This window comes from Symploca atlantica LB2515, from assembly GCF_052546295.1.
In genome coordinates this window covers 5,300,599-5,323,081 of record NZ_JBQWMT010000001.1, presented here as the reverse complement: position 1 = coordinate 5,323,081, position 22,483 = coordinate 5,300,599, and the positions used below count along the sequence as shown (strand labels likewise).

20 protein-coding genes are annotated in these 22,483 nt (G+C 43.1%); 12 read left to right on the top strand and 8 right to left on the bottom strand.

Going from position 1 to position 22,483, the window contains the following annotated elements; all coding sequences use genetic code 11:
* Positions 1 to 105: 105 nt before the first annotated feature.
* Together ACT7WV_RS22170 and ACT7WV_RS22165 are read left to right on the top strand one after the other, a co-directional pair.
* A complete protein-coding gene (locus tag ACT7WV_RS22170) occupies positions 106 to 306 on the top strand; it encodes an NblA/ycf18 family protein (RefSeq protein ID WP_445104958.1) in 201 nt (66 codons plus the stop codon).
* A 405-nt stretch (positions 307 to 711) separates the two neighbouring features.
* Positions 712 to 1,590: a universal stress protein gene (locus ACT7WV_RS22165; RefSeq protein ID WP_445104957.1), complete on the top strand. Its 879-nt coding sequence runs from the start codon at positions 712 to 714 to the stop codon at positions 1,588 to 1,590.
* A gap of 166 nt (positions 1,591 to 1,756) precedes the next feature.
* On the opposite strand, the gene ACT7WV_RS22160 is transcribed toward ACT7WV_RS22165, so the two are convergent.
* A complete protein-coding gene (locus ACT7WV_RS22160; protein ID WP_445104956.1) occupies positions 1,757 to 2,386 on the bottom strand; it encodes a 4Fe-4S single cluster domain-containing protein in 630 nt (209 codons plus the stop codon).
* A 287-nt stretch (positions 2,387 to 2,673) separates the two neighbouring features.
* Between ACT7WV_RS22160 and ACT7WV_RS22155 the strand changes: the two genes are divergently transcribed.
* Positions 2,674 to 3,183 (top strand): hypothetical protein, encoded by a 510-nt coding sequence (locus ACT7WV_RS22155; RefSeq protein ID WP_445104955.1) that lies wholly within the window; start codon positions 2,674 to 2,676, stop codon positions 3,181 to 3,183.
* Positions 3,184 to 3,338: 155 nt separating this feature from the next.
* On the opposite strand, the gene ACT7WV_RS22150 is transcribed toward ACT7WV_RS22155, so the two are convergent.
* The 4 genes from ACT7WV_RS22150 to ACT7WV_RS22135 all read right to left on the bottom strand — a co-directional run bounded on the left by ACT7WV_RS22150 (position 3,339) and on the right by ACT7WV_RS22135 (position 8,163).
* Positions 3,339 to 3,794 (bottom strand): YlqD family protein, encoded by a 456-nt coding sequence (locus ACT7WV_RS22150; protein WP_445104954.1) that lies wholly within the window; start codon positions 3,792 to 3,794, stop codon positions 3,339 to 3,341.
* Between the two features lie 137 nt (positions 3,795 to 3,931).
* On the bottom strand, positions 3,932 to 5,965 hold the full coding sequence (locus tag ACT7WV_RS22145) for an AMP-dependent synthetase/ligase (protein ID WP_445104953.1): 2,034 nt from the start codon (positions 5,963 to 5,965) through the stop codon (positions 3,932 to 3,934).
* A 106-nt stretch (positions 5,966 to 6,071) separates the two neighbouring features.
* The gene (locus tag ACT7WV_RS22140) at positions 6,072 to 7,190 is read right to left on the bottom strand and encodes a Calx-beta domain-containing protein (RefSeq protein ID WP_445104952.1); all 1,119 of its coding nucleotides are present in this window, start codon (positions 7,188 to 7,190) and stop codon (positions 6,072 to 6,074) included.
* A gap of 265 nt (positions 7,191 to 7,455) precedes the next feature.
* Complete coding sequence (locus ACT7WV_RS22135) at positions 7,456 to 8,163, bottom strand: hypothetical protein (RefSeq protein ID WP_445104951.1); 708 nt, start codon at positions 8,161 to 8,163, stop codon at positions 7,456 to 7,458.
* Positions 8,164 to 8,679: 516 nt separating this feature from the next.
* Here ACT7WV_RS22135 and ACT7WV_RS22130 point away from each other — a divergent pair.
* The 3 genes from ACT7WV_RS22130 to ACT7WV_RS22120 all read left to right on the top strand — a co-directional run bounded on the left by ACT7WV_RS22130 (position 8,680) and on the right by ACT7WV_RS22120 (position 11,309).
* Entirely contained in the window at positions 8,680 to 9,465 is a 786-nt protein-coding gene (locus tag ACT7WV_RS22130; RefSeq protein WP_445104950.1) for a globin domain-containing protein, read from the top strand.
* A 418-nt stretch (positions 9,466 to 9,883) separates the two neighbouring features.
* Positions 9,884 to 10,612: an NADH-quinone oxidoreductase subunit NuoB gene (gene nuoB, locus ACT7WV_RS22125; protein WP_445104949.1), complete on the top strand. Its 729-nt coding sequence runs from the start codon at positions 9,884 to 9,886 to the stop codon at positions 10,610 to 10,612.
* Between the two features lie 76 nt (positions 10,613 to 10,688).
* Complete coding sequence (locus ACT7WV_RS22120; RefSeq protein WP_445104948.1) at positions 10,689 to 11,309, top strand: Coq4 family protein; 621 nt, start codon at positions 10,689 to 10,691, stop codon at positions 11,307 to 11,309.
* A 243-nt stretch (positions 11,310 to 11,552) separates the two neighbouring features.
* On the opposite strand, the gene ACT7WV_RS22115 is transcribed toward ACT7WV_RS22120, so the two are convergent.
* Together ACT7WV_RS22115 and ACT7WV_RS22110 are read right to left on the bottom strand one after the other, a co-directional pair.
* Positions 11,553 to 12,650 carry a pentapeptide repeat-containing protein gene (locus ACT7WV_RS22115; RefSeq protein WP_445104947.1) on the bottom strand — a complete coding sequence of 366 codons (1,098 nt, stop codon included), beginning with the start codon at positions 12,648 to 12,650 and terminating at the stop codon, positions 11,553 to 11,555.
* 275 nt (positions 12,651 to 12,925) lie between these two features.
* Positions 12,926 to 13,705: a hypothetical protein gene (locus ACT7WV_RS22110; RefSeq protein ID WP_445104946.1), complete on the bottom strand. Its 780-nt coding sequence runs from the start codon at positions 13,703 to 13,705 to the stop codon at positions 12,926 to 12,928.
* Between the two features lie 263 nt (positions 13,706 to 13,968).
* Between ACT7WV_RS22110 and ACT7WV_RS22105 the strand changes: the two genes are divergently transcribed.
* On the top strand, positions 13,969 to 14,319 hold the full coding sequence (locus ACT7WV_RS22105) for an NHL repeat-containing protein (RefSeq protein ID WP_445104945.1): 351 nt from the start codon (positions 13,969 to 13,971) through the stop codon (positions 14,317 to 14,319).
* Positions 14,320 to 14,499: 180 nt separating this feature from the next.
* On the opposite strand, the gene ACT7WV_RS22100 is transcribed toward ACT7WV_RS22105, so the two are convergent.
* Positions 14,500 to 15,198 carry a hypothetical protein gene (locus ACT7WV_RS22100; RefSeq protein ID WP_445104944.1) on the bottom strand — a complete coding sequence of 233 codons (699 nt, stop codon included), beginning with the start codon at positions 15,196 to 15,198 and terminating at the stop codon, positions 14,500 to 14,502.
* Between the two features lie 583 nt (positions 15,199 to 15,781).
* On the opposite strand from ACT7WV_RS22100, the gene ACT7WV_RS22095 reads away from it, so the two are divergent.
* The 5 genes from ACT7WV_RS22095 (at position 15,782) to ACT7WV_RS22075 (ending at position 22,456) form a co-directional block, all read left to right on the top strand.
* Positions 15,782 to 16,795, top strand: coding sequence for an IS701 family transposase (locus tag ACT7WV_RS22095; protein ID WP_445101257.1), 1,014 nt, complete (start codon positions 15,782 to 15,784; stop codon positions 16,793 to 16,795).
* 130 nt (positions 16,796 to 16,925) lie between these two features.
* A complete protein-coding gene (locus tag ACT7WV_RS22090) occupies positions 16,926 to 17,273 on the top strand; it encodes an NHL repeat-containing protein (RefSeq protein ID WP_445104943.1) in 348 nt (115 codons plus the stop codon).
* A 51-nt stretch (positions 17,274 to 17,324) separates the two neighbouring features.
* Positions 17,325 to 18,857 carry a DNA phosphorothioation system restriction enzyme gene (locus ACT7WV_RS22085; protein WP_445104942.1) on the top strand — a complete coding sequence of 511 codons (1,533 nt, stop codon included), beginning with the start codon at positions 17,325 to 17,327 and terminating at the stop codon, positions 18,855 to 18,857.
* Between the two features lie 238 nt (positions 18,858 to 19,095).
* A complete protein-coding gene (locus ACT7WV_RS22080) occupies positions 19,096 to 20,667 on the top strand; it encodes an alkaline phosphatase D family protein (protein ID WP_445104941.1) in 1,572 nt (523 codons plus the stop codon).
* Between the two features lie 289 nt (positions 20,668 to 20,956).
* Positions 20,957 to 22,456 carry a SulP family inorganic anion transporter gene (locus ACT7WV_RS22075; protein ID WP_445104940.1) on the top strand — a complete coding sequence of 500 codons (1,500 nt, stop codon included), beginning with the start codon at positions 20,957 to 20,959 and terminating at the stop codon, positions 22,454 to 22,456.
* Positions 22,457 to 22,483: the final 27 nt, after the last annotated feature.

Below are 22,483 nucleotides of genomic sequence, written 5' to 3'. Positions count from 1 at the left end.
GTAATATCAACTTAGTAATGAATAACTGACTCACTGATACCTGACCCTAATCTCAATGGTTTCGTCCAGCACAGAGTACCTTTACTTTTATCTAGGAGTTTAGATATGTCTAACCCCATGGAACTCTCACTCGAACAACAATTCAACATCCGTTCTTTTGAAACTCAGGTGGAGAAAATGAGCCAAGAGCAAGCTCAGGAATTCCTGGTAAAACTCTATAAGCAGATGGTGCTACGGGAGAATATGTACAAAGAGTTTCTGAAGCACCAGTGGGGAGTAGGTTCATCTCCCAGTTTCGAGTCGTAGTGGCCCTGCATCAAGTGGGCGACCTCTATCTCTTGCTTGGTTCCACCGGGGAAAGAAGCTAGGGGTGACGGGGCGTCAACTTAAAGCTTTCAACTCAATTGAGTTGTGCCGATTGGTCACCTAAGTGATATTTAAGTTTATTAGCCGCAATTTCGTTAAATCTATTACTTGCATCGGTAGAACCCTTAGATGAAATATAAATCTTCATAATAAGGAAGCCTGAACTTTCTACCTTAAAAATATAGAGATAGCTTATTGATACTCTTCATCATCCTCAGTCAATTAAGCCTTGCTCAAGAATGTACTACTTATTAGCTAGATCAAAACCTTTTTACTACCTAATCTGATAGAAAGCTTCTACTGCTGATAAATGCTAGTGTTAGGGAAAAGCAATCCTCTTCGTATATGTTTCAGCGTTGCCTAATCTGCACTGATTTTTCCGACGGTTTGTATCGGCTTGTGGAGTTCCTACCTAGTCTTGCTAAAGGTGGAATTAAGCAGATCATATTCTCACATGTTGCTCCTTTGTGGGAAGAGGGAGAAATACCCCGGATAGACGAAGAAGCAGTAGAAGCTGCTCGCCAGCGCTTTGAAAAAGGCTTGAAAGACACACCTGAAGGTCTGGAGGTGAAGGTCGAGATTGACTCAGGACGACCAGTTGATATTATCCCGAAGGTGGCAAGAACCTATAACGTCGATGTCATTATGACGGGGATGCCGATCCGAAGCTTGTTAAAAGAAAAGCTTTTCGGTAGCACAACGGCAGCTTTAGCCAGAAACTGTGTCACTCCCCTACTGATCCTGAGACCAGAACTTATTTCTACTTATACCCGCGAAGAACTAAATTTGCGCTGTCAGCACCTATCCCGCTATTTATTGATCCCCTACGATGGGAGTGAATCATCTCAATACTTAGTGAAAAAGGTTAAAGAGTCTGCTCAGAAGCGACCTGATGGTTCACTCCAACAATGTATGCTGATTTGGGTTGTGGATGAAGGGGGACGCAGAGCAGTACCTAAAGACTACCAAGTAAAGGAAGCTCAAGAAAAACTAGAAGCTGTCAAAGTAGAATTGGAAGAGCTAGGTTTGCAAGTCAATGTAGAGGTGCGACAAGGAAATCCCCTAGTAGAGATTCTGGACGCTGCCTTAGTATATGACATCACTGCAATCGCCGTCTCCTCTCAAAGCCTCAACAAAATTATTGATTGGCCAGTGCGTAGTTTTGCCGGTGAGTTGATGCGACGTAGCTGGTTCCCTGTGATTTACTTTCCGCCAGCAAAATAGTTTTTGCAAAACTCTAATTTTAGTGGCGAAAATAGAGATATTGCGATCGCGAGGGGAAGTCCAATCAATAAATTATGCAATTTTTGGACTAGGCTTGCTTGTCTTACCCCCCCCTGCTCACCGGCCTTTGGTGAAATGGGATACTTTTTATTGGGAAGTTCCTAATTTAGGATTCCCCCAAATCCATTTGCCCGCGAAAGCCAGTAAATATGCGGCTACCATCTTTGAGAATATGTATCTCGATTTGGTCACTTGCCCAGGTAATGCAGTCTTTCAAGGCTGGGTTAAACACGCGAACCTTCTGGTTACGGGAAGAAACCGGCGAATTGGGGGAATGAATCGCCAGAGACTCGACAAAGGGGCCATCAATAAGAATATCAAGTTGCTCTAATAACTCTTTGGCTCCAGGTGGGGCTTGATTTGCTTGCAATTGAGCTAGGGTGAAGCCGCTGAAGGACATCACGTTCAGCCCCGCAGCTTTGACGATGCGGGCAAGTCGCGCTAGAGCAACAGCCTGCCAGAATGGCTCTCCACCGGAAAAAGTCACCCCAGTATTACGGGGATTGCCGAGAATCTGCTTAGCGAGTTGCTCAACTTCTACTAGTTGGTTGATTTCAAACGACCAAGACGCCGGGTTGAAGCAGCCAGGACACTCACTCCGGCAACCTTGCACCCAGACTACGGCACGAGTTCCCGGACCATTGACTTCTGATTGATCTACGTAACCCATGATATTGAGATATCCGGGGGGAATCTCTACTAGTCTTACTGAAGAGTTAGTTGTCCGGTTAGTCATCTTGCTGCTGGGCCGACTCTGGCATTAGCTACAGTTTGATTCCAATTTCAGAGTAGAACAAACAGGGCAATTACCACCCAGAATCGAGCAAATGATTTTAACTTTACCATTAAATACTGAGAAGGAAGCTAGCGCTCAAGACTACTTCTGCAATAACCTGATAGCAGAAGGAGAAACTTGAATACTAATACAATAGAGTTAGTTGGGTTGGTTAAAATTGCGGCGTAAGTTTGATGGTTAGTAAGTTGAAAATTTCCCTAATAATCCTAGCCATTCTAGTAACTGGTTTGAGTGCTTGCAATAACACCCCTCAAGACTCGAATCCAAGACCAACTAACGAGGCAAGAACGCCTGAAACGAGTCAGTTACCGACGAGTAAACCAGACCAAACCCTTAGCCAAGACAACCGGGAAACTGAGACTGTAACCCCAAGTGCCAAAGGGGAACGGAAGAACTACAAACCAATTTCCTTAGTAGAAGTTGCAGGAAATACTGAATTCCTTGGTAAAAAACCTAAAGAAATTGCCCTGATCGCTTTTGGCAATACTGAGACCCTATCGGAGGGACTTTCTCAAGAAGTAAATGTAGAGTATCCCCAAGCTAACCAGGCGATTATCACGATTATCCAGACTGGTGTAGCAGATGATTCTATTGGAGGAATCAAGTATCGAGTTGAATTGCAAAAAACTCAATCGGCTAAGACTGGTAAGCACTGGGAGATGGTGTGGGCTGGTTCCCAGTACAAATGTCAATCTGGACGGGGTCATCAAGATTGGTCAAAAGAACTTTGCTCATAGATTAGATGACCTTGGAGAAGAACTATCTGGACACCTAGAAGAGAAAATTGAATCCTCTTCCCTCCCAACCTGAGGTATGGAAGGGGGAGAACTTTAACTTGGACTGACTCAGGAAGATTAACTTGAGTTCAACTCAGCCAAATCTCAAGTGCAACTTAGATATCGCCGCGAATTTCTTCGACAACGCCATCACGCAGCAGAACCTCGACGCTCATTTTACGGACAAGGTTATCACCTCTTTCAATGCGGAAAAAGCTTTCAATCTGACCTTGGTTGACCTCTTGATCAAGTTCGAGCATCTGAACTTGTTGTAGTTGCTGTAGCTGTTGATTTTTCTGCTCTAATAGTTCACTTTTCTTTTGATTGACCTGAACTTGAATACTTTCAATTTGCTGGGCAACTTGGGGACCTGGAGGATTGATGCTTTGCTTTTTAATTTCTGCGATCGCTCTTTGTCCTTGCATGTCTAGCTGTTGTATCTGACCGTCAATTTGGTTGATTTGGTTTTGAAGCTGCTGCTGCACTTCTTCCTTCCATCGGGGAGTTACTACCGCTTTGATATTGACCGGTCGCTTTAAAAGCAGGCTGGAGTTAGGTTCGTCTAAATTCATATACGTTGTGCTCTGTAGGTCTAAAAGTTTATCGGGAGAGAAGGTTTGTCTGCTGCTTACAGAAGAACCTAAAAGTTTGGGGGTGTAGGTTTTAGCTAACCCCGATACCTTCGGTTAATCTACCTTTCTTGCCTGATTCAGGCAAACATCCCGTCAATGATATCGCGATAGCGTTCTGCAACCACGGGTCGCCGGATTTTCAAAGTCTGAGTCATCATGCCATTTTCAATGGAAAACGGCTCCAAAATCAGCTTGAAAGTGCTAATACGATCATCTGGGCGATATCCAGGACGATTTTTCAATTCCCGATTCAATTCGCTGCGCAACAAGTTCTGAATTTCTTTACTATCAAGTTCCAGGCTTGTCCGGAACACCTCTGAATGGTCTTTAGTTTTTATTTCTGTGTCCGACAATGGTAGCTGTAACTGGAAATTCTGGGAGGCTGCCCACTGTTGTAAGGTATCTAGATTGGGTACAATTAAGGCTCCAAGAGCTTTTTGATCTTGACCCACCAGCATCATCTGATCAATATAAGCGCTGCGCACACAGGCGTCTTCAATCGGCTGTGGCTCAATATTTTCTCCATTGGTCAGCACAATCGTATCTTTTGCCCGTCCAGTCAAGACCAAATGGTTTTGGGGTGTTATTTTACCTAAATCCCCAGTATTAAACCAGCCTTCTGAGTTAATTGCCTTAGCTGTTGCTTCCGGTTTTCTGTAATAACCTTGCATCACCTGTGGTCCTCGCACCAAAACTAAACCTCGTTCTCCTTGAGGGAGAGGTGCGCAGGTTTCAGGGTCAACAATTTGGATTTCTGTTTCCGGCATTGGTGGCCCTGCTGAGAAGCGCATATTCTGCCAAGGACGGCGTACATTGGTTACGGGAGAAGTTTCTGTTAGACCATAGCCCACTAGTACTTCGACACCGATAATCTCAAAGAAGTTGTCAATGTGCCTTGCCAGGGAACCACCACCACTGATAACTTGCTTAATTCTTCCCCCTGTAGCTTCGCGGACTTTTTGATAAACTAATTTATCTGCTAGTCGGTGTACTGGCCAGAGAATCACAGCTTGTATTGCGGCGATGAGACGTTCGGTAATTGAGGGATTGAGGTGATCTAAGCTCAACTGCTGCAACAAACGCTTTGCTTCAATGTAGCGTTGACTAATAGCTAGCAAGTTGTACACCAGTCGCTGCTTACTCTCTGGTTGCTCGCGGAACTGCTTTTGGACGCCCTCGTAAATCGATTCCCAGAGGCGTGGGACACCCACCATCAGACGCGGTTTAAATTCTCTGAGGTCTTTTTTGACGTTGCGCAGGTTCGTGTAAATTTGGGTACAACCCTGGGAGAGAAGAAAATACTCAACTGAGCGCTCGTAGGCATGCCAAGTAGGGAGAATTGACAGGATGCAATCACCAGGTTCTGGCACTAAGACAGCACCAAAGGTGTTGACCTGATGCAACAGATTACCATGAGTCAGCATGACGCCTTTGGGCTTGCCAGTTGTACCGGAAGTGTAAAGCAGCGTTGCCAGAGTTTCTCGGTTGTGAGTAAAGTTGGTTAGCTGATGGGATGCCCCTGCTGCCATTAGCTGAGCATAGTTGAGAATTTTTAAGGTGTCCTCTTCCGGGGGCTTTTCTTCGGAGAGCAAAATCACCAACTTAATCGGCAAATCATCTAATTGAGGGCGCAGTTTTTCTAGGGTTTTGAAGTCTTCTACCACCAAACCGATGCTGCCGCTATCTGTCAGAATATATAGCAGTTCCTCACGTTCTGCCTGGGCACTACGCACCACATTTGCCGCCCCCGCACTCATCATGCCCTGATCGGCAATCAGCCATCGGGGACTGTTGTCAGCAAATAGTGCAATTCGCGTCGGTATACCAGCCTCATCTAATTCTGGCTGGAAGCCTAGTGCTTGTAACCCAGCAGCGAATTGCACTATTTGCTGGTTTAATTGTTCATAGGTAAGGGTTGAGGAAGGACTGCCGTGTACCCCGACAGCGTGAGGATCATCTAAGGCAACAATGTGTTTAAAACGTTGAGCGGCAATAGGCCAGATTTCTGGAAGAGACTGCACTGAGGTGTAATCAACAGCGCACTTTAGGTTAGCACGCTCTTGTTGGCTCAGACTGAGAGCATTTTGCTTAGTAGGGCGGTGTTTAGACATAACTCAATCCCCCGACGAGTTGATCGCTTATGTTTTTACCATACCCTCGAACTTAACCTAAACAGGAGTCTTTAGTGGACACAATTGCTTCTGTCTTGAGGTCAATTCAGATTATTGCTGCGGACTCAGTTGGTAATATCGGTAGCGGAACAACTTCTGCAACAGGATCACTAATTTGCAAGGTTGCTGTATTCTGAGTGCCGAGAACGACATCACCCAAACTGGCAATTTCAAAGCTGACATCTTCTGTTCCCTCTAGCTGCAAATCTGGCAAAATATCAACGACCAAAGTTTGGCTAGTTTCACCCGGATTAAACAAAATGGATTGGGGAAGACCTAAGGGAAGATTATAATCTGAACCTAACTCAGCAGAACCACCAGTTACGTTAACTTGCACTTGCGAAATAATATCCAAGTTGCCAGCGCGGGCGAAGGTAATTTCTGCCTGAACTGGAGTCTCATTTTCATTTACTGAAAAGGTGGCTTGGGAGAATTCTACATAGGCAACGTCATTATCGAAAATTTTCAACGTGCCATTGTTCCGGTTGCCAATAACGGTGTTGTCTAAGCTAGTGACTTCAAAGGTTATCTCCTCTGTACCTTCTGGCTCTATATCTGGTAAAGTTTCAATCACAAAGGTTTTGCTGGTTTCACCTGGTTGAAAAACCACTAATTCCGGGAAACCCAAGGTAGTGTTGTAGTCTAACCCTAACAGGGCAGAACCACCAGTAACATTGACTTGCACCTGTGAGGCAGTGTCGAGGTTTCCAGAACGGGTTAGCGTAACTTCCGCCGGAACAGATTCCTCGCCTTCTAGAACTGCATAGGTGGTTTTAGAGAACTCTACGTAGGCAATTTCATCATCAATAATGTTCAAAGTCGCACTATTTTGACTACCAATGACGGTATTGTCCAAACTGGTGACTTCAAAGATGATCTCTTCCGTTCCCTCTAGTTCTAAATCCGGTGTGCTTTCAACGATAAAACTTTGGCTGGTTTCACCTGGGTTAAAGAAAACGGACTGGGGTAAGCCTAAAGGAACGCTGTAATCGGTATTCAACTGGGCAGAACCGCCCATGAGATTTATTTGCACCCCAGATAGATTATCTAGATTACCAGCGCGGGTTAGGGTAACTTCCGCCGGAACAGATTCCTCGCTTTCCTGAACTGTATAGTTGGCTTGAGAGAATTCTACGTAGGAAACGCCGCCGTTGAAAATTTCCATGAATTTAGGTGGGTAAATGCTAGCAGATACGTCAATGGCAACAAACCTCATCCACCGCCTTCATCATGTAGATGAGGTTTGTTAAATTAAGCCTAACCCTAGGTTTTTCTTTTAAAAAAACTTGGCTTACAAAAGTTAACAGTTTTATAGTTCTCGACATCTGGTTATAACAACTGATTATCAAGTCAATCTTTCCTAGGATAGAGTGATCTTAGCGACTGTGTAACGCACCATAGAAGATAGTGCGTTACACAGTTTCTCCTGATTAATCGGTTATTTCTTTCGATAAAAAGGAGACACTATTATCTGCTGTAACAGTCACAGCAAAAGTCTCATCAAGATTTCCTGGCTCGTGATTCATAATTAATAAAAAAGATCCAGGTTTGTTGCCTGTCCCGAATTTTTTTTGCCATCTTTCCGGTATTACCGCTGCTAATTTTTGACTTTCGTAAAAAATTAAAAAAGAACCTGGTGCTGCTTGCAATTCTTTAATTTTGACTGAATCATCAGGAATATAGGACATGGCTAACTCTAAAGCTTCTTTCTGTGTTCGCTCAGGCTTGTCCGTATTTTCAAACATTAGTGCTACATAATAAGTTAAATTGTCTACATAAGAGGCATTAATATAGTCATTCCGATAGCGACCAGATTGTGTATCACCAAAGTGGGTGCCATGTACTTTTTCAAAATTGGCTTTGGTATCTCCCAATCCTGCACCATTTCTACTAACTTGCTCAGAAGCTTGAGGAGGTGTTAAAGATTGAGTTTCCTTAAATGGCGTTAGTTCTGGAGAAGGTGTTGCAGAGTAGATGGGGGAAGATTCTGGTAATAATTTTTCTGTACTCTTAGGTGGTGCTGACACTGAACCCAGTAGCTTGATCAAAAAAATTGAGGAGAGAAAACCTATAAGTCCCATCAAAAACATTCCCACTAATACGAAGAAGATTTTTTGAGGGTGTAGGTATTTAGTCATGGGTTAAATATACTGTGTCACTGCTGATCCACAGTTACTGATTACCCAAGCAATAATCCGTAAAGTTATGAGAACTACAGACAAAAAACGAAACTTTTAGTGTCAAAGGGTCTTTTTCTCTTAGAGGTACATTTTTTGCACTACTTTTACTATCCAGATAAGCCCTTCTGAAAGTTATTACAGCAAAGTGTGACTACCCCATCGTTGAGGGGAATTGAACACCCAATCAGAATCGAGGATTCACGGTACATGGGGCTGAAGGGTTACATGTTCTTAGATGCATCCATCATGCTAACTCTAATCACGGAAAATGCAAATGCGCCGGCAATGATAATTAGCGAAAAAGCAGCTAATTCAATTAAATCAGTAGGTTGCGTTTAAATCAAGAACAAAAGACCAATAACTCTTTCCTTAACAAAAGTTTTTCTTCAACTATGAGCTACCTCAGAGACAGAGCTGAAACTGGATGTCAGAGTAAGAATATCTAGTTTAGATATATTAGGAGTTCGTGAAGTTATGAATAACACAGTTACCTCATCTAACGATTTTTTTGCTGCTACTTTGCAAGATTTAATTGAATATCCCACAAGTGGCATTCTTAGTAAAGTTTTACTAAAAGATAAAAATAGTCAATACAGCCTGTTCTGTTTAGCAACAGGCACAACAATTGACAAACATACTTCCACTCGTAACGCTGTAATAACAATAATCGAAGGAACAGGAAACCTAAATTTAGAAGGGAAAGATATTGCTTTAGCACCAGGAGTATTGGTATTCATGCCAGCAAATACCCCCCATGCAGTGCAAGCTCAAGAAAATCTAGCATTTGTGCTCAGTTTATCAGAAACCCTTCCAGCCAAGAAGGAAATTAGTCAACAAACTATCGATATCGTCAAATCTACCGCCCCCATTCTTAAACAACACGGTCAAAAAATCACTACTCGGATGTACGAGATTATGTTTCACAAACATCCAGAAGTGAAAGCACAGTTTGATATGTCTGCCCAAGCGAATGGTACTCAACCAGCTAGACTGGCTACGGCAGTTTATAGCTATGCTACTCATATTGACGATCTCAAGGCCTTAAAAGCAATGGTAGAGAAAATCGCTCATCGTCACGTAGAAACCCACGTTTTACCAGAAGAATATCCTATTGTGGGAGAGTGTCTATTGCAAGCAATTAAAGAGGTGTTAGGAGATGCTGCCACGGAAGAATTGATGACAGCTTGGACTGAAGCTTATCAAGCATTAGCTGAGGTTTTTATTAATCGAGAACAACAACTATATCAAACTACTTTCTGAGTTTAGAAATCATAGTTACCTTGAGCGATCGCATCTGGTTTGACGTGGTCTAACATCAGAATTTTGTTGCTTGCAATTGTTTCCGTAGTGTGGAAACCCATGATAACAGACTAGGCAGCTAGGATTGTAGCAATAGGGGACAACTCCCCCGTTACCTCAAAAGTCAATCCGGTACTCTCTCAATTTTGCCTAAGTTCCGGTTCTTCAGTTTCGGCTCTTCCCTGGTAAGAAGTAGTTAGAAGATGCAAACTGAAACTGACAGCCTATCCGAAAAACTCTTTGATCGAAGTGTAGATCTGAGTATAACCTGCGGTAGCTGAGATTACCCCTAGATCTGAGGTTTTTAGTTTAATCGTCTAGTTCTCAGATTTAGATAGGTTCTGAGATGTAAAACTTTGACGAAAAAAGAGAGCAAACCATGAATAAAACTGCCATTGAGCGATTGCCTCAAGAGCAAAAAACTCAAATCATTAACCCAATTGAACGACCCCAAGTAACTCAGGAGCTTTCTGAGAATATCATCTTAACAACCGTTGATGATCTCTATAGCTGGGCAAGACTGTCCAGCTTGTGGCCAATGATGTTTGGGACTGCCTGCTGCTTCATGGAAATGATGAGCATGTTCGGTGCTCGGTTTGATTTTGACCGATTTGGTCTTAAGCCTTGGCCAAGTCCTCGTCATGCTGACCTAATGATTACTGCTGGCACAATTACCATGAAAATGGCTCCTGCTGTGATTCACCTCTACGAACAAATACCGGAGCCAAAGTACGTCATTGCCATGGGTGCCTGCACCATTACCGGAGGCATGTTTAGCGTAGATTCGCCAACAGCAGTCAGGGGAGTAGATAAATTGATTCCGGTTGATGTCTATTTACCTGGTTGCCCTCCCAGACCAGAAGCTGTGATGGATGCCATCATTAAACTACGCAAGAAGATTGCTAATGATTCGATGCAACAACGGGGTATACTTCCCCAAACTCATCGGTACTATAGTATTCCTCATCAGATGAAGCCAGTGCCGCCAATTCATCATGGAAAATATCTTGAGAGTCCCAACCGACAAGTAGCACCACTAGCAATTACTCAATCTACAGATAGTCGCCTATCTCCTGCTATGCAAATCTCTTCTCACAAAGCTCAATAGGTCAAAACAGCAGCTTCTTTACCCAATTTTTAGTTAAAGATGTGAGGGAAAAGGATAACTAATTAAGAGGATTCTGATGCTGATTAAATTTCAAAACCTTAACCGAGCCTTACAAGCTCTGAAATCAGAAAACTTGGGCGATTTTGCAATTCTTAAAGCCGATATTTTGGGAGCTAGAATTAATCCAAATATTGCATCTAAATTGCAACCATTAATCGGCTACCACCCACTGATTGACTTAGAAAAACTAAGCCATTACCCTAAAGATAGCTTTGGGCGAGAATATGCTGACCATATGAAAATTAATCAGCTCAAGCCTTTTAATGTCAGTCCAGAACTAGAAGAAGCTGCTCAGCGTAATGTCTTTGCTCTGCGGTATGTAGTTACCCACGATATCTTTCACGTGTTACTAGGATTTGATACAAGTTACGCCGGAGAAATTGGCGTCCTTGCTTTCGCGGCAGAGCAAAACTACAGCAAATCCCTCAAAATCAGCCTCTGGCTTGCCACAATACTTTATCCCCTGCTGGCTCCCCGGCAAATAAAAGCAATTTTTGCTAATTTGCATCAAGGACAAAAACTAGGAAAAACAACAGAATTTCTCCTTGATTATCGTTTTGAGGCTCATTGGCAAGAACCTCTCAAAGATGTGAGAGTAAGCTTGGGTTTGCCTGACATCCCATCGACTCAACATTAGATAGCTTTTTGGGCTTAACTCCTAAACATTTTGCTATTGCTCAAAGACATATCAGTACTATACCCATCTTTACCCTTTGCTGGCATTGTTATAGTTGCAGGAGGGCTTAATACGCAGCCAAGTTGAGCATGACAGCTTTATTCCTTGGCATTTCTGTTTGGAGGAGCGATCGCTAAAAATTTTGTAAGCTGTGGAAGGGCAAAATTTGACAAAAGATACCACCTAGAGAAATGTTGATATTTATTACGAACAACCTTGATTATTAATCTCTGCATCCGGCATGATTGTGTGACACCATATGACATCATCTAGATCAGCATCTCTTAGGTTGACATCCGTCAAGTCAGCATTACTCAAGTTAGCAGCATTTAACTCAACCTCTCGTAGATCGGCACGTTTCAGATTGGCTCCTGTTAAATTAGAACCATCCATCTGTGCTCTGCGCAAAATAGCAGCCCTCAAGTCTGTTGCTTCCAGATTTGCCTCTACTAAATCTGTATCCTCAAGCCGGGCTCCTCTGAGTACACTTTGTTGCAACCTCGCCTGAGTTAAATTAGCTCGCCGCAGCAGCGCACTTTCTAAATCTGCATTTTCCAGACGCGCCCTTTCCAACTTAGCGCCCTCCAGGCGAGTACCTTCCAAGATTGCATCTGAGAAGTTTGTCTCCCTAAGATTAGCTCCCCGCAAATTGCCCCCCCGCAAATTTGCCTGCTGCAAATCTGCTTCTTGAAGATTGGCATTACTGAGATTAGCACGAATTAAAATAGCGTTTTGCAAGTGTGCTTGCTGTAAATTCGTTTCCCTCAACACGGCGTTGTGCAAATCAGCATGTTGTAAATCCGCCCCATTTAAAACAGCATGCTGCAAACTTACATTACTTAAATTGGTTTCTCTCAGGTTGGCACCCTCTAAATTAACCTTCCTCAAGTCAGCGCCACTAAAATCTGCACCCTTTAGGGAAACAAACGGGCGATTAATCGAAATCAGATCTGCTTCAGCCAAAAATTGAAGGAGTCGCCCTCGACGCCAACCATTGATTTCCAGTAGTGTGGTCAAAGTAAGTGCGTGAGCAATCTCTACTACCTTGTGAGCCTGATTTGTATCACCTGGCTTGTCCTCAAGCAACAGTTTGGTCATTTGCTCAAAATATTGAGCCAGCACTTGCTGCTGATGTGCTTCCGTTCCGATACCTCTTGGCGGTGTATCCAACCTTGCCGTTAAGTAGAAAGCGCCAACAATAACAATTAGAGGCACGATGAGTACAATAACAAAAGAGCGAAACTTTCTATCTGCGTAGCCCATCCAGCACCACCATTGAGCTAATCGAGGGGAGGGTTTCATGCATGATAGATCTTGTTGTTCTTCAATATGCTCTCATCAAACAGAGAAAAGATTATCTGTAATTAGTTCCTATTTTTTCCAAAATGCCGCAATGTGGCGAATCTTTCTGGCGCTAGTTTCTTCTTCTAACTGACAAATAACTCAACCTTAATGCTGTCTTCTGTTTAACCAGAAGGGTGAAGCATTTGGCAAGCAAAACCGGGCTTTTGTTGCTGATTGATCATCCAAATGCTTTGACCCTAGAGTATTCTTAATTGAAAATTTTCAATTGAGAATTAAACCAAATATCTAGTATTTGGCACGATGGGAAATAAGGCATACTCATACCATGTTGTCCAGACAAAACTACGAATCCAGCGCTGACGATGTTCCGGACGCAATTCGTAGGCAAATGCCCCACGAGATTGATCAACTGAAGATAAGTGCTTGTTGCAATCGCAACCATGGTGATAGGTAAAGCCATGCTTAGAAGCAATACTTTGTAGCTTCATCTGAATAGCAAACACTTTTCCAGCATGAAGCACGGCATCCCAGGGGCGTTTGTGCTTAGCATCACGGGGGTCAAAACGCAAAGCCCGCTCTTCAAACAAGTTATCTTGGTAAACAGGAGAAAGATATACGTAATAGAAGCTGGCAGGTAGTTCGTAACCAAACTCCTCGAAAAGTTGCCTGACGATGTGAACTACCTTTACCTGATTTTCGTACTCTATCCCTTTGGATTCAAATTCACGAAGTACTGCTTGAAAATTGGGATAGTTTTCAATCTGAAAATCGTGCCCGTAAAACTCCAGCGTTTCCCGTGCCATTTGTCCAAAAAGCTCGGAAAATGATGGTTTAAGGTGAGCTAGTTCGGGGCGTTCATTGAATAAATCAACATCACCATTTTCTAACTTATATTGAAATAACTGCGCCGCCTCCACGTAAGTTTGCCGATTCGGCATCCCTACATTTGCTTCTCCTCTGGCAATCTCTTGCCACACCGGGGGGAGTTGAGCAATGCGAACCGCGTTTTCCCCAGCAATCACTTCAGTACGGGGAACTTCAAGAAACACCATGGTCTAACCTTCAAAAAAACAACTGCAAAAGTCTTCCTAACTGGAATTTAGTACTAGCTAAGTTAGTAATCTCAAGTAGTGTTGCCTGTCTGCCAAGTGGCCATCTTATCTCGATACTACTTCCCAAGTCAAAAGACAGTTTGTCAAACTTAGACTGATAGAACAGTTTGCACTAATCTGGGTTTAAGAACAAGTAGGGGTAAGGGAGTTTAAGTGAATTATGCCCCAAAAATTTTCCAGTCAGTGCAGCCCTAATAACCCTCGTGGGACTAAACTTTCTCTGTTTACCTGCTGATGCTTCCAGCCTTTTTGTTGGCAGTTTCAATAATGACTCAGTGCTACGCTATGACGCTGAAACAGGAGAACTTATTGATACTTTTGTCACTCCTGGTGCTGGGGGACTAGAGGGCCCAGTTGCTCTTACTTTTGGCCAGGATAATAATTTTTATGTAGTAAGTATTTTAAATAACAGTGTATTGCTTTACGACGGCCAGACGGGAGCTTTCCTTGACCCTTTTGTGACAACTGGCAGTGGTGGCTTAGCTTCACCACAAGATTTGACTTTTGGCTTAGATAATAATCTCTACGTCAGCAGTACTAACCCAAGTTGCTAGTTATAGGTTCAGAGTGACGCACGGGTATCAAAAAGGCAATAAAATCCCCTCCAGGTCTAAAAAAGTTTGACCCGGGTTGAAGGTGCGATCGCTCCTTCCTATTTGTGAGAAGGAAGCGATCGCTGATTGCCCGATTCTGTTAAGTAAACCCGACTGGTACTACAGACAGGACAACTGCAATTAGAGCGAGGTTGCCATTAATCGGACATTGTCAAAGTCAACTTCTAAACCCGGACCCTGTAACAGGTTGATCAGACGGATTTCTAGAGCTTCACCTAAGAGCGGATCATTTGCAGTGGAGTTGTAGGTGACGGTTGAGGTACCAAATGTTCCATCTGCAATGCAGAGGGTATTGTTGTCTGTTGATAGAACTTGTCCGCCTGCTAACAACTCCACCCGATAGCCAGGGAAACCTGTTAGGTCCAGTCCCTCAAAACTACCCGCAGCATTGCCCACCTCAACCTCCAAAGTGTATTGGGTATTGGGTGCTAACAGGGTATCGAGCGTTTGGGACAAGCCTGCAAATCCACTGAACGGATCTTGAATGAGGTAAACGTCACCCACATTCTGTCCTTCTGGTGCTTCCCATGGGTAGTAATTTACGTCAGGGTTGAAGACATCAACGTTAGAAGTTTCGTTCGTTGGGCTGTCGGGTACTAGGTTATTGGGATCATAGATCTCCCAACCGGGTACGGAGCCGAATGTATAGTCCCCATCTGCCAATGTGGGAGCTTCAAAGCCTGCGTTTTCGATGGGAAGCAACTCTAATTGCTTCCTCGAAAATGTTTTGCTAAAATCCTTGTTGTGCAAGAATTCTAGCAAAGATAAGCTGAACTTATCTCCATGAATACGGGAGAGCGAAGCATTTTCGTTTGCCATAACTGAATTTTTATCCTTCTTTTTATCAAAAAATCAGATTTTCAGCACAGCCAATCAGAGGCAGATATAGAGCATAAATGAACCCAATTTGCCTCACAGACGCTATGCGAAACAGTCGGGATTCGCTGCTGAATCCCCTTCAAAAATTCAATAAGATGCTAGCCCGAAAGTATAGGGTTAGGTATAAAATACCTAGTAGTTCTCGACAACTGAATTTCTTTGTTCAGAATAAATTGAATACAGTTTTTTATTCAAGTATTTACACCACACTTCATGAAAAGTTTACACAGTTAACATTCCGTTAATACAAACATAAGAAAATCAGGAAAAGTCTCGAATACAAACACTTTATTAAAATAAACCCGTAGTTCGTGAATGATTAGTGTAAGAAAATCACACTGAAACAAAAACAGGACTTACGCAACTGGCACAGCGTGAGCGCAACTTTATAGTATTTATGTACTATGTCAAAGTGGCGTACCCAGATGGCATTGCTGAAATTAGTAACAGTGATTGGCTATGTTAAGTATTCTTCAAATCATGAGAAAATTAGTTGAGGACGCATAAAAAAATCTTTTAGTTGATGAGATTTACTAAACTTAACTATTGTCAGTATTTGTTAAGTAGTCAAATTAATTATACTCTGACAAATTTGGCAGAGCATCTAGAGCAGATTAGCCATGATAAAATCAACCGCTATCTCAAAAATGAAAAGCTAACACCGCGCCTACTTTGGGATAATCTCAAAGATATCATCGAAATAAATAAGAATTCATATGTCGTGTTTGATGATACAGTACTTGATAAACGACATGCCACAGAAATAGAGACAAGTAAACGGCAGTATAGTGGCAATGAACATGGTGTTATCCAAGGAATTGGTGTCATAAATTGTATATATGTCAATCATGAACTCGGAAAGTTTTGGGTAGTGGACTATCGTATTTATGACCCAGACCGAGATGGAAAAACCAAGATAGATCATGTAATAGAGATGCTACAAAACCTTGTGTATCATAAGGTTTTGCCGTTTCAAGCTGTCTTGATGGACACTTGGTATGCAACCAACAAACTGATGTTATATATTGATGGTTTAGGGAAATATTATTATTGCCCTCTGAAACGTAATCGGCTTGTTGATGATACGTCAGGTCAAGAAAATTATAAAAAAGTTGATTTGTTATCTTGGGATGAGCAGGAGTTGAAATCCGGTAAAATAGTTAAAATAAAAAAGTTCCCAGGTGCTAAAAAAGTGAAACTATTCCGGGTGACTGTCTCCACCGACAGAACGGATTTTATCGCTACAAACGATTTATCTCAAGATTCTACGGACGTTGTACAAAAAGTGTGTAAGGTTCGATGGAAGGTTGAGGAGTTTCATCGAGAATTAAAACAATTGACTGGGATTGAATCGTGTCAATGTCGCAAGGGTCGCCTTCAAAGAAACCATATTGCCTGCGCTATTTTAGTTGGGCTTAGACTCAAAGATTTAGCTTATAAAAGTAGTCAAACAATTTATCAAATTAAACATGGATTATTGTCAAATTATTTAGTTCAGCAACTCAAACGTCCGGATGTTCCCATGTTTGTCCTCTAGTTGTTTAGCGCTTGGCGCGGCGTAGCTACGCCCTTGCTTGTGACAGTTGCGTAAGTCCTGAAAAATTTCGGCTCTCTCGGATTGATGGTAGTAAGCTTTACTAATATGACTGATTAAGGCTCGTTGGCTTTTGCCTTGGCTGGGAGCGATAGGGGAGAGTCAAACAGGTGCACTAATTGATATTTTTGTCGATAATACTAGTAGCGAGTTAGATGGACCTGTAGAGCCAGTCTTTGCACCGGATGGTAATCTTTACGTCAGTAGCCTCAACACTAATACTGTTTTGCGCTATGACGGCAAAACCGGAAGCTTAATTGATCAATTCATTCCCCCAGGTACTGGAGGTTTGGATGGTGCTGGTTGGTTAGCTTTTCAAGATGATTCTACTTCTGTACCGGAATCATCTGCTGGATTGGGTGTTTTAGTTTTTGCTACTTTTTTAGGTACTGCTTCGATTCTCAAGTGTAAGCTGGGATAATTACTCTTTCCTGGCTAAACTCTAATAACGGTGCATCGTTGATCAGCCAGGATGAACTCAGAGTATTTTACAGATAACAATCAGTACGACGGTGATTTTCCTAACTTACTCTCAATAGCGTGGGAAACTTCAGTCTACGATTACCCTTCCGAAACGGCAGACAAAACGGTTGCTGAACCGAAGGAAACTTACCAATGGCAACAGCCAGCAGAAAATCAGCAATCAGGACATCCTCAAATACCCCCAAATATTCAACTAAGGAGTTATCAGCAACAAGCCGTGGCAAATTGGTTGGCTAATCGGGGGCGAGGTACGCTGAAGATGGCAACTGGTAGTGGTAAGACAATTACAGCATTAGCGATCGCTACTGAACTGTATCAAAAAATCGGCTTGCAAGTCTTGCTGGTGGTTTGCCCTTATCGCCACTTAGTTACCCAGTGGGCACGGGAATGTCATCAATTTGGCATGGTGCCAATTTTGGCTTTTGAAAATGTCCGTAGTTGGCAAAGTCAACTCTCCACTAGACTTTATAACCTACAATCCGGTAATCAGGCTTTTTTGTGTGTAATTACCACCAATGCCACATTAATGGGAGAAGGATTACAGTCTCAACTGAAGTATTTTCCTCATAAAACATTAATTATCGGAGATGAAGCCCACAACTTAGGTGCGACACGCTTAGAACAAAGTTTACCTCGCAATATTGGACTACGTCTTGCTCTTTCTGCAACACCAGAAAGATATTTTGATGAAGAGGGAACCGAGGCTTTATTTGCTTACTTTGGCCCCATTTTACAACCAGAACTTACTCTAGCAGATGCCATTAAACAAGGAGCACTAGCCCATTATCTCTACTATCCTATCCTTGTGGAATTAACTGAAGCAGAAACAACTACCTATGGCAAGCTAACAAAAAGGATTGGTTGGGCGCTAGGGGATGAAGAAAATATTACCAACAATGAAACATTAACCTCCTTGTTAATGCAACGTGCTCGGTTAGTTGGGGCAGCAGCTAACAAGCTAACTGCTTTACGAGAATTAATGACAGAACGTTTAGATACTCACCATACCCTATTTTATTGTGGTGACGGTTCAGTAGAAGGGGCGGTAAGTGCCGCCGGGAACCGACAATTAGCAGCAGTTTCTCGATTGCTGGGAGTTGAATTAGGCTATCGCATTAATACCTACACCGCAGACACACCCTTAATAGAAAGAGAACAATTGCGTCGTCAATTTGAAACTGGTCAATTGCAAGGCTTAGTAGCAATTCGCTGTTTAGATGAAGGTGTCGATATCCCAGCAATTCAAACCGCTGTAATTCTGGCTAGTAGTAGCAATCCGCGTCAATTTATTCAACGGCGGGGACGAATTTTGCGCCCCCATCCCAGCAAACAAAGAGCTACCTTATTCGATATGGTTGTCTTACCGCCAGACTTAGGAAGAGAAACCCGAGAAGTAGAGCGTAATTTACTCAAAACAGAACTCAAAAGACTCCTGGAATTCGCCGACTTAGCAGATAATGCTGGAGAAGCCCGAATTAAACTCCTCAAACTTCAACAAACCTATGGATTATTAGACCTGTAAATATCTATAAAAATCATCAATATTTCACTCAAATTATTAGTATCTATCTCTGTTAGTCTATATCCGCCTGTGGTTGATTTTTCTCTGGAATCATCTAAAATTACGATGAAAAAACATCCTTAAACAAAATATCTTATCTAGTTAACTTAGCAATAATATTTAAAACCCTTAAATTTACCTTAAACAAAACTTTATTTACAGAATCTATATTAACTGCGATGGTAGGAAAAAAATCTTTATGGCACCCCAATTAACGAGACGTTCGTTTCTAGCGCTAAGCGCGACTAGTGCCGGAACAGTACTGAGCTACAAATGGCTGCAACCAGCTATTGCCCAACTCCCTAATTATCAAATTAACGCTATTCAAACAGGAGAAGTAACTGCCAACAGTGCACTCATTTGGGGCCGTGGCGATCGCAAATCCAGTTTGGCGGTAAGTTTTTCTACTTCGTCCGACTTCCAAGGACTAGTAAATACCGTCATGAGTGCCGAGCAAGTAAGCACCGAAACTGACTACACAGGCACCTTGAAACTTGACGGTTTGCAGCCCAATACAACCTACTACTACCAAGTACAATTTGTCAGTGAGGCGCGGCAAATCCGCAGTAACAAACGCTATGGTTTAGCTGGCCGCTTTCGCACAGCACCAGCCCCAGATCAGGAACGTACAGTGCGCTTCGTCTGGGCTGCTGATATGGCAGGACAAGGCTGGGGACGCAATCCAGACTTGCAGATTACCGCCTTTGATGGCGAAGTTATTAAGGGAGGATACGTCATCTTCGATGTCATGCGCAAGTTAGATCCTGACTTTGCCGTGTTCTGTGGAGACATGATCTACGCCGATAATCCAATTCCTCCCACCAAAGCTATCCCCGATGTTGTCGGCGGCGGAACCTGGGTGAACGCACCAGCCAAAGACTTTGTAGCCATCAGCCTCGATGAATTCCGAGCCAACTGGAAGTACAACTTACAAGACGAAAAGTTCCAGCGTTTTCTAGCAGAAACTCCCATTTACCTACAGTGGGACGATCATGAAGTTACTAACAACTGGTATCCCGGCGAGATTTTGACCGCAGAACCTTACAACGGCATAGCAGTAGATGTCCTCGCCGAGAGATCTCGGCAGGCATTCTTTGAATATAACCCGATTCGGGGCAAAGAAATCTTCGACAAATTCCAGCAAGGCAAGCATCTTGAGTTATTTATCTTAGATGAGCGTTCCTATCGAGGGCCCAACCCTGAAAATAGCGAACCCTTCCTAGAGATGCTGGGTACAGAACAGTTTGAGTGGCTAAAACAGAGCTTAAAAGCCTCTTCTGCGACCTGGAAAGTAATTTCTACAGATGACCCCCTATCCATCGTCACAGGTGGTGAGGACGACCGCGATGCTTGGGCTCAGAGTGATAGTAAAGTACTCGGTCGTGAGGCACAACTGCGCGACTTGCTCTCGTTTATCAAAGCCGAAGGAATCAAAAACGTTGTCTACATTACTGCTGATGTACATTTCCCAGCAGCCATCTCTTATCAGCCCAGTCGAGCAGTCTTTCAAGATTTTAGTCCCTTCTGGGAGTTTGTGATTGGACCGATTAACGCGGGAGCTTTTGGACCAGCAGGTGACTTGCCACTGGATCCAAGTTTCGGTCCCCAATACGAATTCAGCATCTTCCCCGCTGAGCCCAACTTACCACCGCCCAACAACCAGTTTTTCGGTTCAGTGGAAATAGATGGTCAGACAGCCCAACTAACGGCAACTATTCACGACATTACGGGGAAAGCCGTCTATACCAAGGTACTTAACCCAGAGGACTAAACTAATTTAGAACACAGAAAACAGGAGGAGTACAGAGCATGGTTGGGGATAATCGTGCTAGAGTACTCCTCTTCTTCTTAGAAAATCCGGTAGAAAACTTGGCAAGTCAGAAACTTCTGGACTGTTAATCTAAAAGGCAATCGCTATACTACTGAAAAACCCTTAACAGAGGGGGCAAATTTATGCCGTCAATTTAAAAGCGGCGAATATCGAATTTGGTGGCGATAATAAAAATTTATTTGTCCCTAAATTAAAGGGACGCTAGTTGTACCACCACCAAGAGGACTACTTGAATAAGATCTTTGTTCAACAAGAATGGTTTTCCAATATCCGAGGAGACCTCCTGGCGGGCGCTGTGGTAGCGCTGGCCCTAATTCCCGAAGCGATCGCTTTTTCGATCATTGCCGGCGTAGACCCGAAAGTGGGGCTGTACGCTTCTTTCTGCATTGCGGTAATCACAGCTTTTGCCGGTGGACGCCCTGGTATGATTTCGGCAGCCACTGGAGCGATGGCACTGTTGATGATCACTTTGGTCGAAGAGCATGGATTACCCTATCTATTTGCCGCTACCATCCTGACTGGTATATTACAGATGTGCTGGGGCTGGCTGAAACTGGGCAATCAAATGAAGTTCGTTTCCCGTGCAGTCATGGTGGGCTTCATTAACGCCCTTGCCATCTTAATTTTCTTCGCCCAGTTTGAGCCTTTTTTTAAAGCTCAAGAACTGGGGAAAAATTTATGGGAAATGTATGCGATAGTAGCTGCTGCTCTCACTATCATCTATGTGTTGCCCCGTTTTACTAAGGCCGTACCCTCGCCTTTGGTTGCCATTGTTGTACTTACTCTAATTTCGAGTCTCACTGGTAGTAATGTTCTCACTGTAGGCGAAATGGGTGAACTACCCACCGCCTTGCCTATTTTTTCACTACCGGAAGTCCCCTTCAACTTTGAGACCCTCTCGATCATTTTTCCCTACGCACTAACTTTATCTTTAGTTGGTCTATTAGAGTCGTTTCTCACGGCTAATGTGATTGATGATTTGACCGATACTCCGAGTAATAAAAATAGAGAAGCTGTAGGTCAAGGTATCGCCAACTTCGTAACTGGTTTCTTTGGGGGCATGGCAGGTTGTGCCATGATTGGTCAATCAGTAATTAATATTAAGTCGGGAGGACGCAGCCGTCTTTCGACATTAAGCGCTGGTGTTTTCTTACTGTTCTTTATTTTAGTGCTGGGGAACTGGGTAAGTCGCATTCCCATGGCTGTCCTAATTGCAGTTATGTTTATGGTAGCTATTGGTACTTTTAGCTGGTCTTCTATCAGAAACCTGCGTATTATGCCCAGAAGTGAAACTGCTGTGATGGTGACGACAGTGGTGATGACTGTATTCACCCACAACCTGGCTATTGGTGTTTTGATCGGAGTGGCTCTTAGTGCTGTTTTCTTCTCCCGTAAAATTGCCCAATTAGTATTTGTTGATACCATCCTCAGCGATGATCAAACTCAACGAATTTATAGTGTTGCAGGACAAATCTTTTTTGTTTCAGTCAACGAATTTGTTACTGCTTTCAATTTCAAAGAAGATCTCGAACACGTCAAAATCGACTTAACTCATGCCCACCTCTGGGATCAATCAGCCATAGCAGCTATCGATAAAGTGGTGCTAGAGTTTCGCCGCAACGGTGCTGAAGTCCAGTTAATTGGTCTTAATGAAGCCAGTGCTACGCTGCTAGACAAGTTAGCCATTCATGATAAACCGGGAGCACTGGAGAACCTCGCTAGTCACTAATAATCTATCTGCAAGGTGGAATAAAAA

Excerpts from the sequence above, each read along its gene's own strand:
- nuoB (WP_445104949.1), top strand. The coding sequence starts at position 9,884 with ATGAATAAAACTGCCATTGAGCGATTGCCTCAAGAGCAAAAAACTCAA.
- ACT7WV_RS22135 (WP_445104951.1), bottom strand. The coding sequence starts at position 8,163 with ATGACTAAATACCTACACCCTCAAAAAATCTTCTTCGTATTAGTGGGA.
- ACT7WV_RS22145 (WP_445104953.1), bottom strand. The coding sequence starts at position 5,965 with ATGTCTAAACACCGCCCTACTAAGCAAAATGCTCTCAGTCTGAGCCAA.
- ACT7WV_RS22085 (WP_445104942.1), top strand. The coding sequence starts at position 17,325 with ATGAACTCAGAGTATTTTACAGATAACAATCAGTACGACGGTGATTTT.
- ACT7WV_RS22080 (WP_445104941.1), top strand. The coding sequence starts at position 19,096 with ATGGCACCCCAATTAACGAGACGTTCGTTTCTAGCGCTAAGCGCGACT.
- ACT7WV_RS22160 (WP_445104956.1), bottom strand. The coding sequence starts at position 2,386 with ATGACTAACCGGACAACTAACTCTTCAGTAAGACTAGTAGAGATTCCC.
- ACT7WV_RS22110 (WP_445104946.1), bottom strand. The coding sequence starts at position 13,705 with ATGGTGTTTCTTGAAGTTCCCCGTACTGAAGTGATTGCTGGGGAAAAC.
- ACT7WV_RS22150 (WP_445104954.1), bottom strand. The coding sequence starts at position 3,794 with ATGAATTTAGACGAACCTAACTCCAGCCTGCTTTTAAAGCGACCGGTC.
- ACT7WV_RS22140 (WP_445104952.1), bottom strand. The coding sequence starts at position 7,190 with ATGGAAATTTTCAACGGCGGCGTTTCCTACGTAGAATTCTCTCAAGCC.
- ACT7WV_RS22165 (WP_445104957.1), top strand. The coding sequence starts at position 712 with ATGTTTCAGCGTTGCCTAATCTGCACTGATTTTTCCGACGGTTTGTAT.
- ACT7WV_RS22115 (WP_445104947.1), bottom strand. The coding sequence starts at position 12,650 with ATGAAACCCTCCCCTCGATTAGCTCAATGGTGGTGCTGGATGGGCTAC.
- ACT7WV_RS22100 (WP_445104944.1), bottom strand. The coding sequence starts at position 15,198 with ATGGCAAACGAAAATGCTTCGCTCTCCCGTATTCATGGAGATAAGTTC.
- ACT7WV_RS22130 (WP_445104950.1), top strand. The coding sequence starts at position 8,680 with ATGAATAACACAGTTACCTCATCTAACGATTTTTTTGCTGCTACTTTG.
- ACT7WV_RS22095 (WP_445101257.1), top strand. The coding sequence starts at position 15,782 with ATGAGATTTACTAAACTTAACTATTGTCAGTATTTGTTAAGTAGTCAA.
- ACT7WV_RS22120 (WP_445104948.1), top strand. The coding sequence starts at position 10,689 with ATGCTGATTAAATTTCAAAACCTTAACCGAGCCTTACAAGCTCTGAAA.
- ACT7WV_RS22170 (WP_445104958.1), top strand. The coding sequence starts at position 106 with ATGTCTAACCCCATGGAACTCTCACTCGAACAACAATTCAACATCCGT.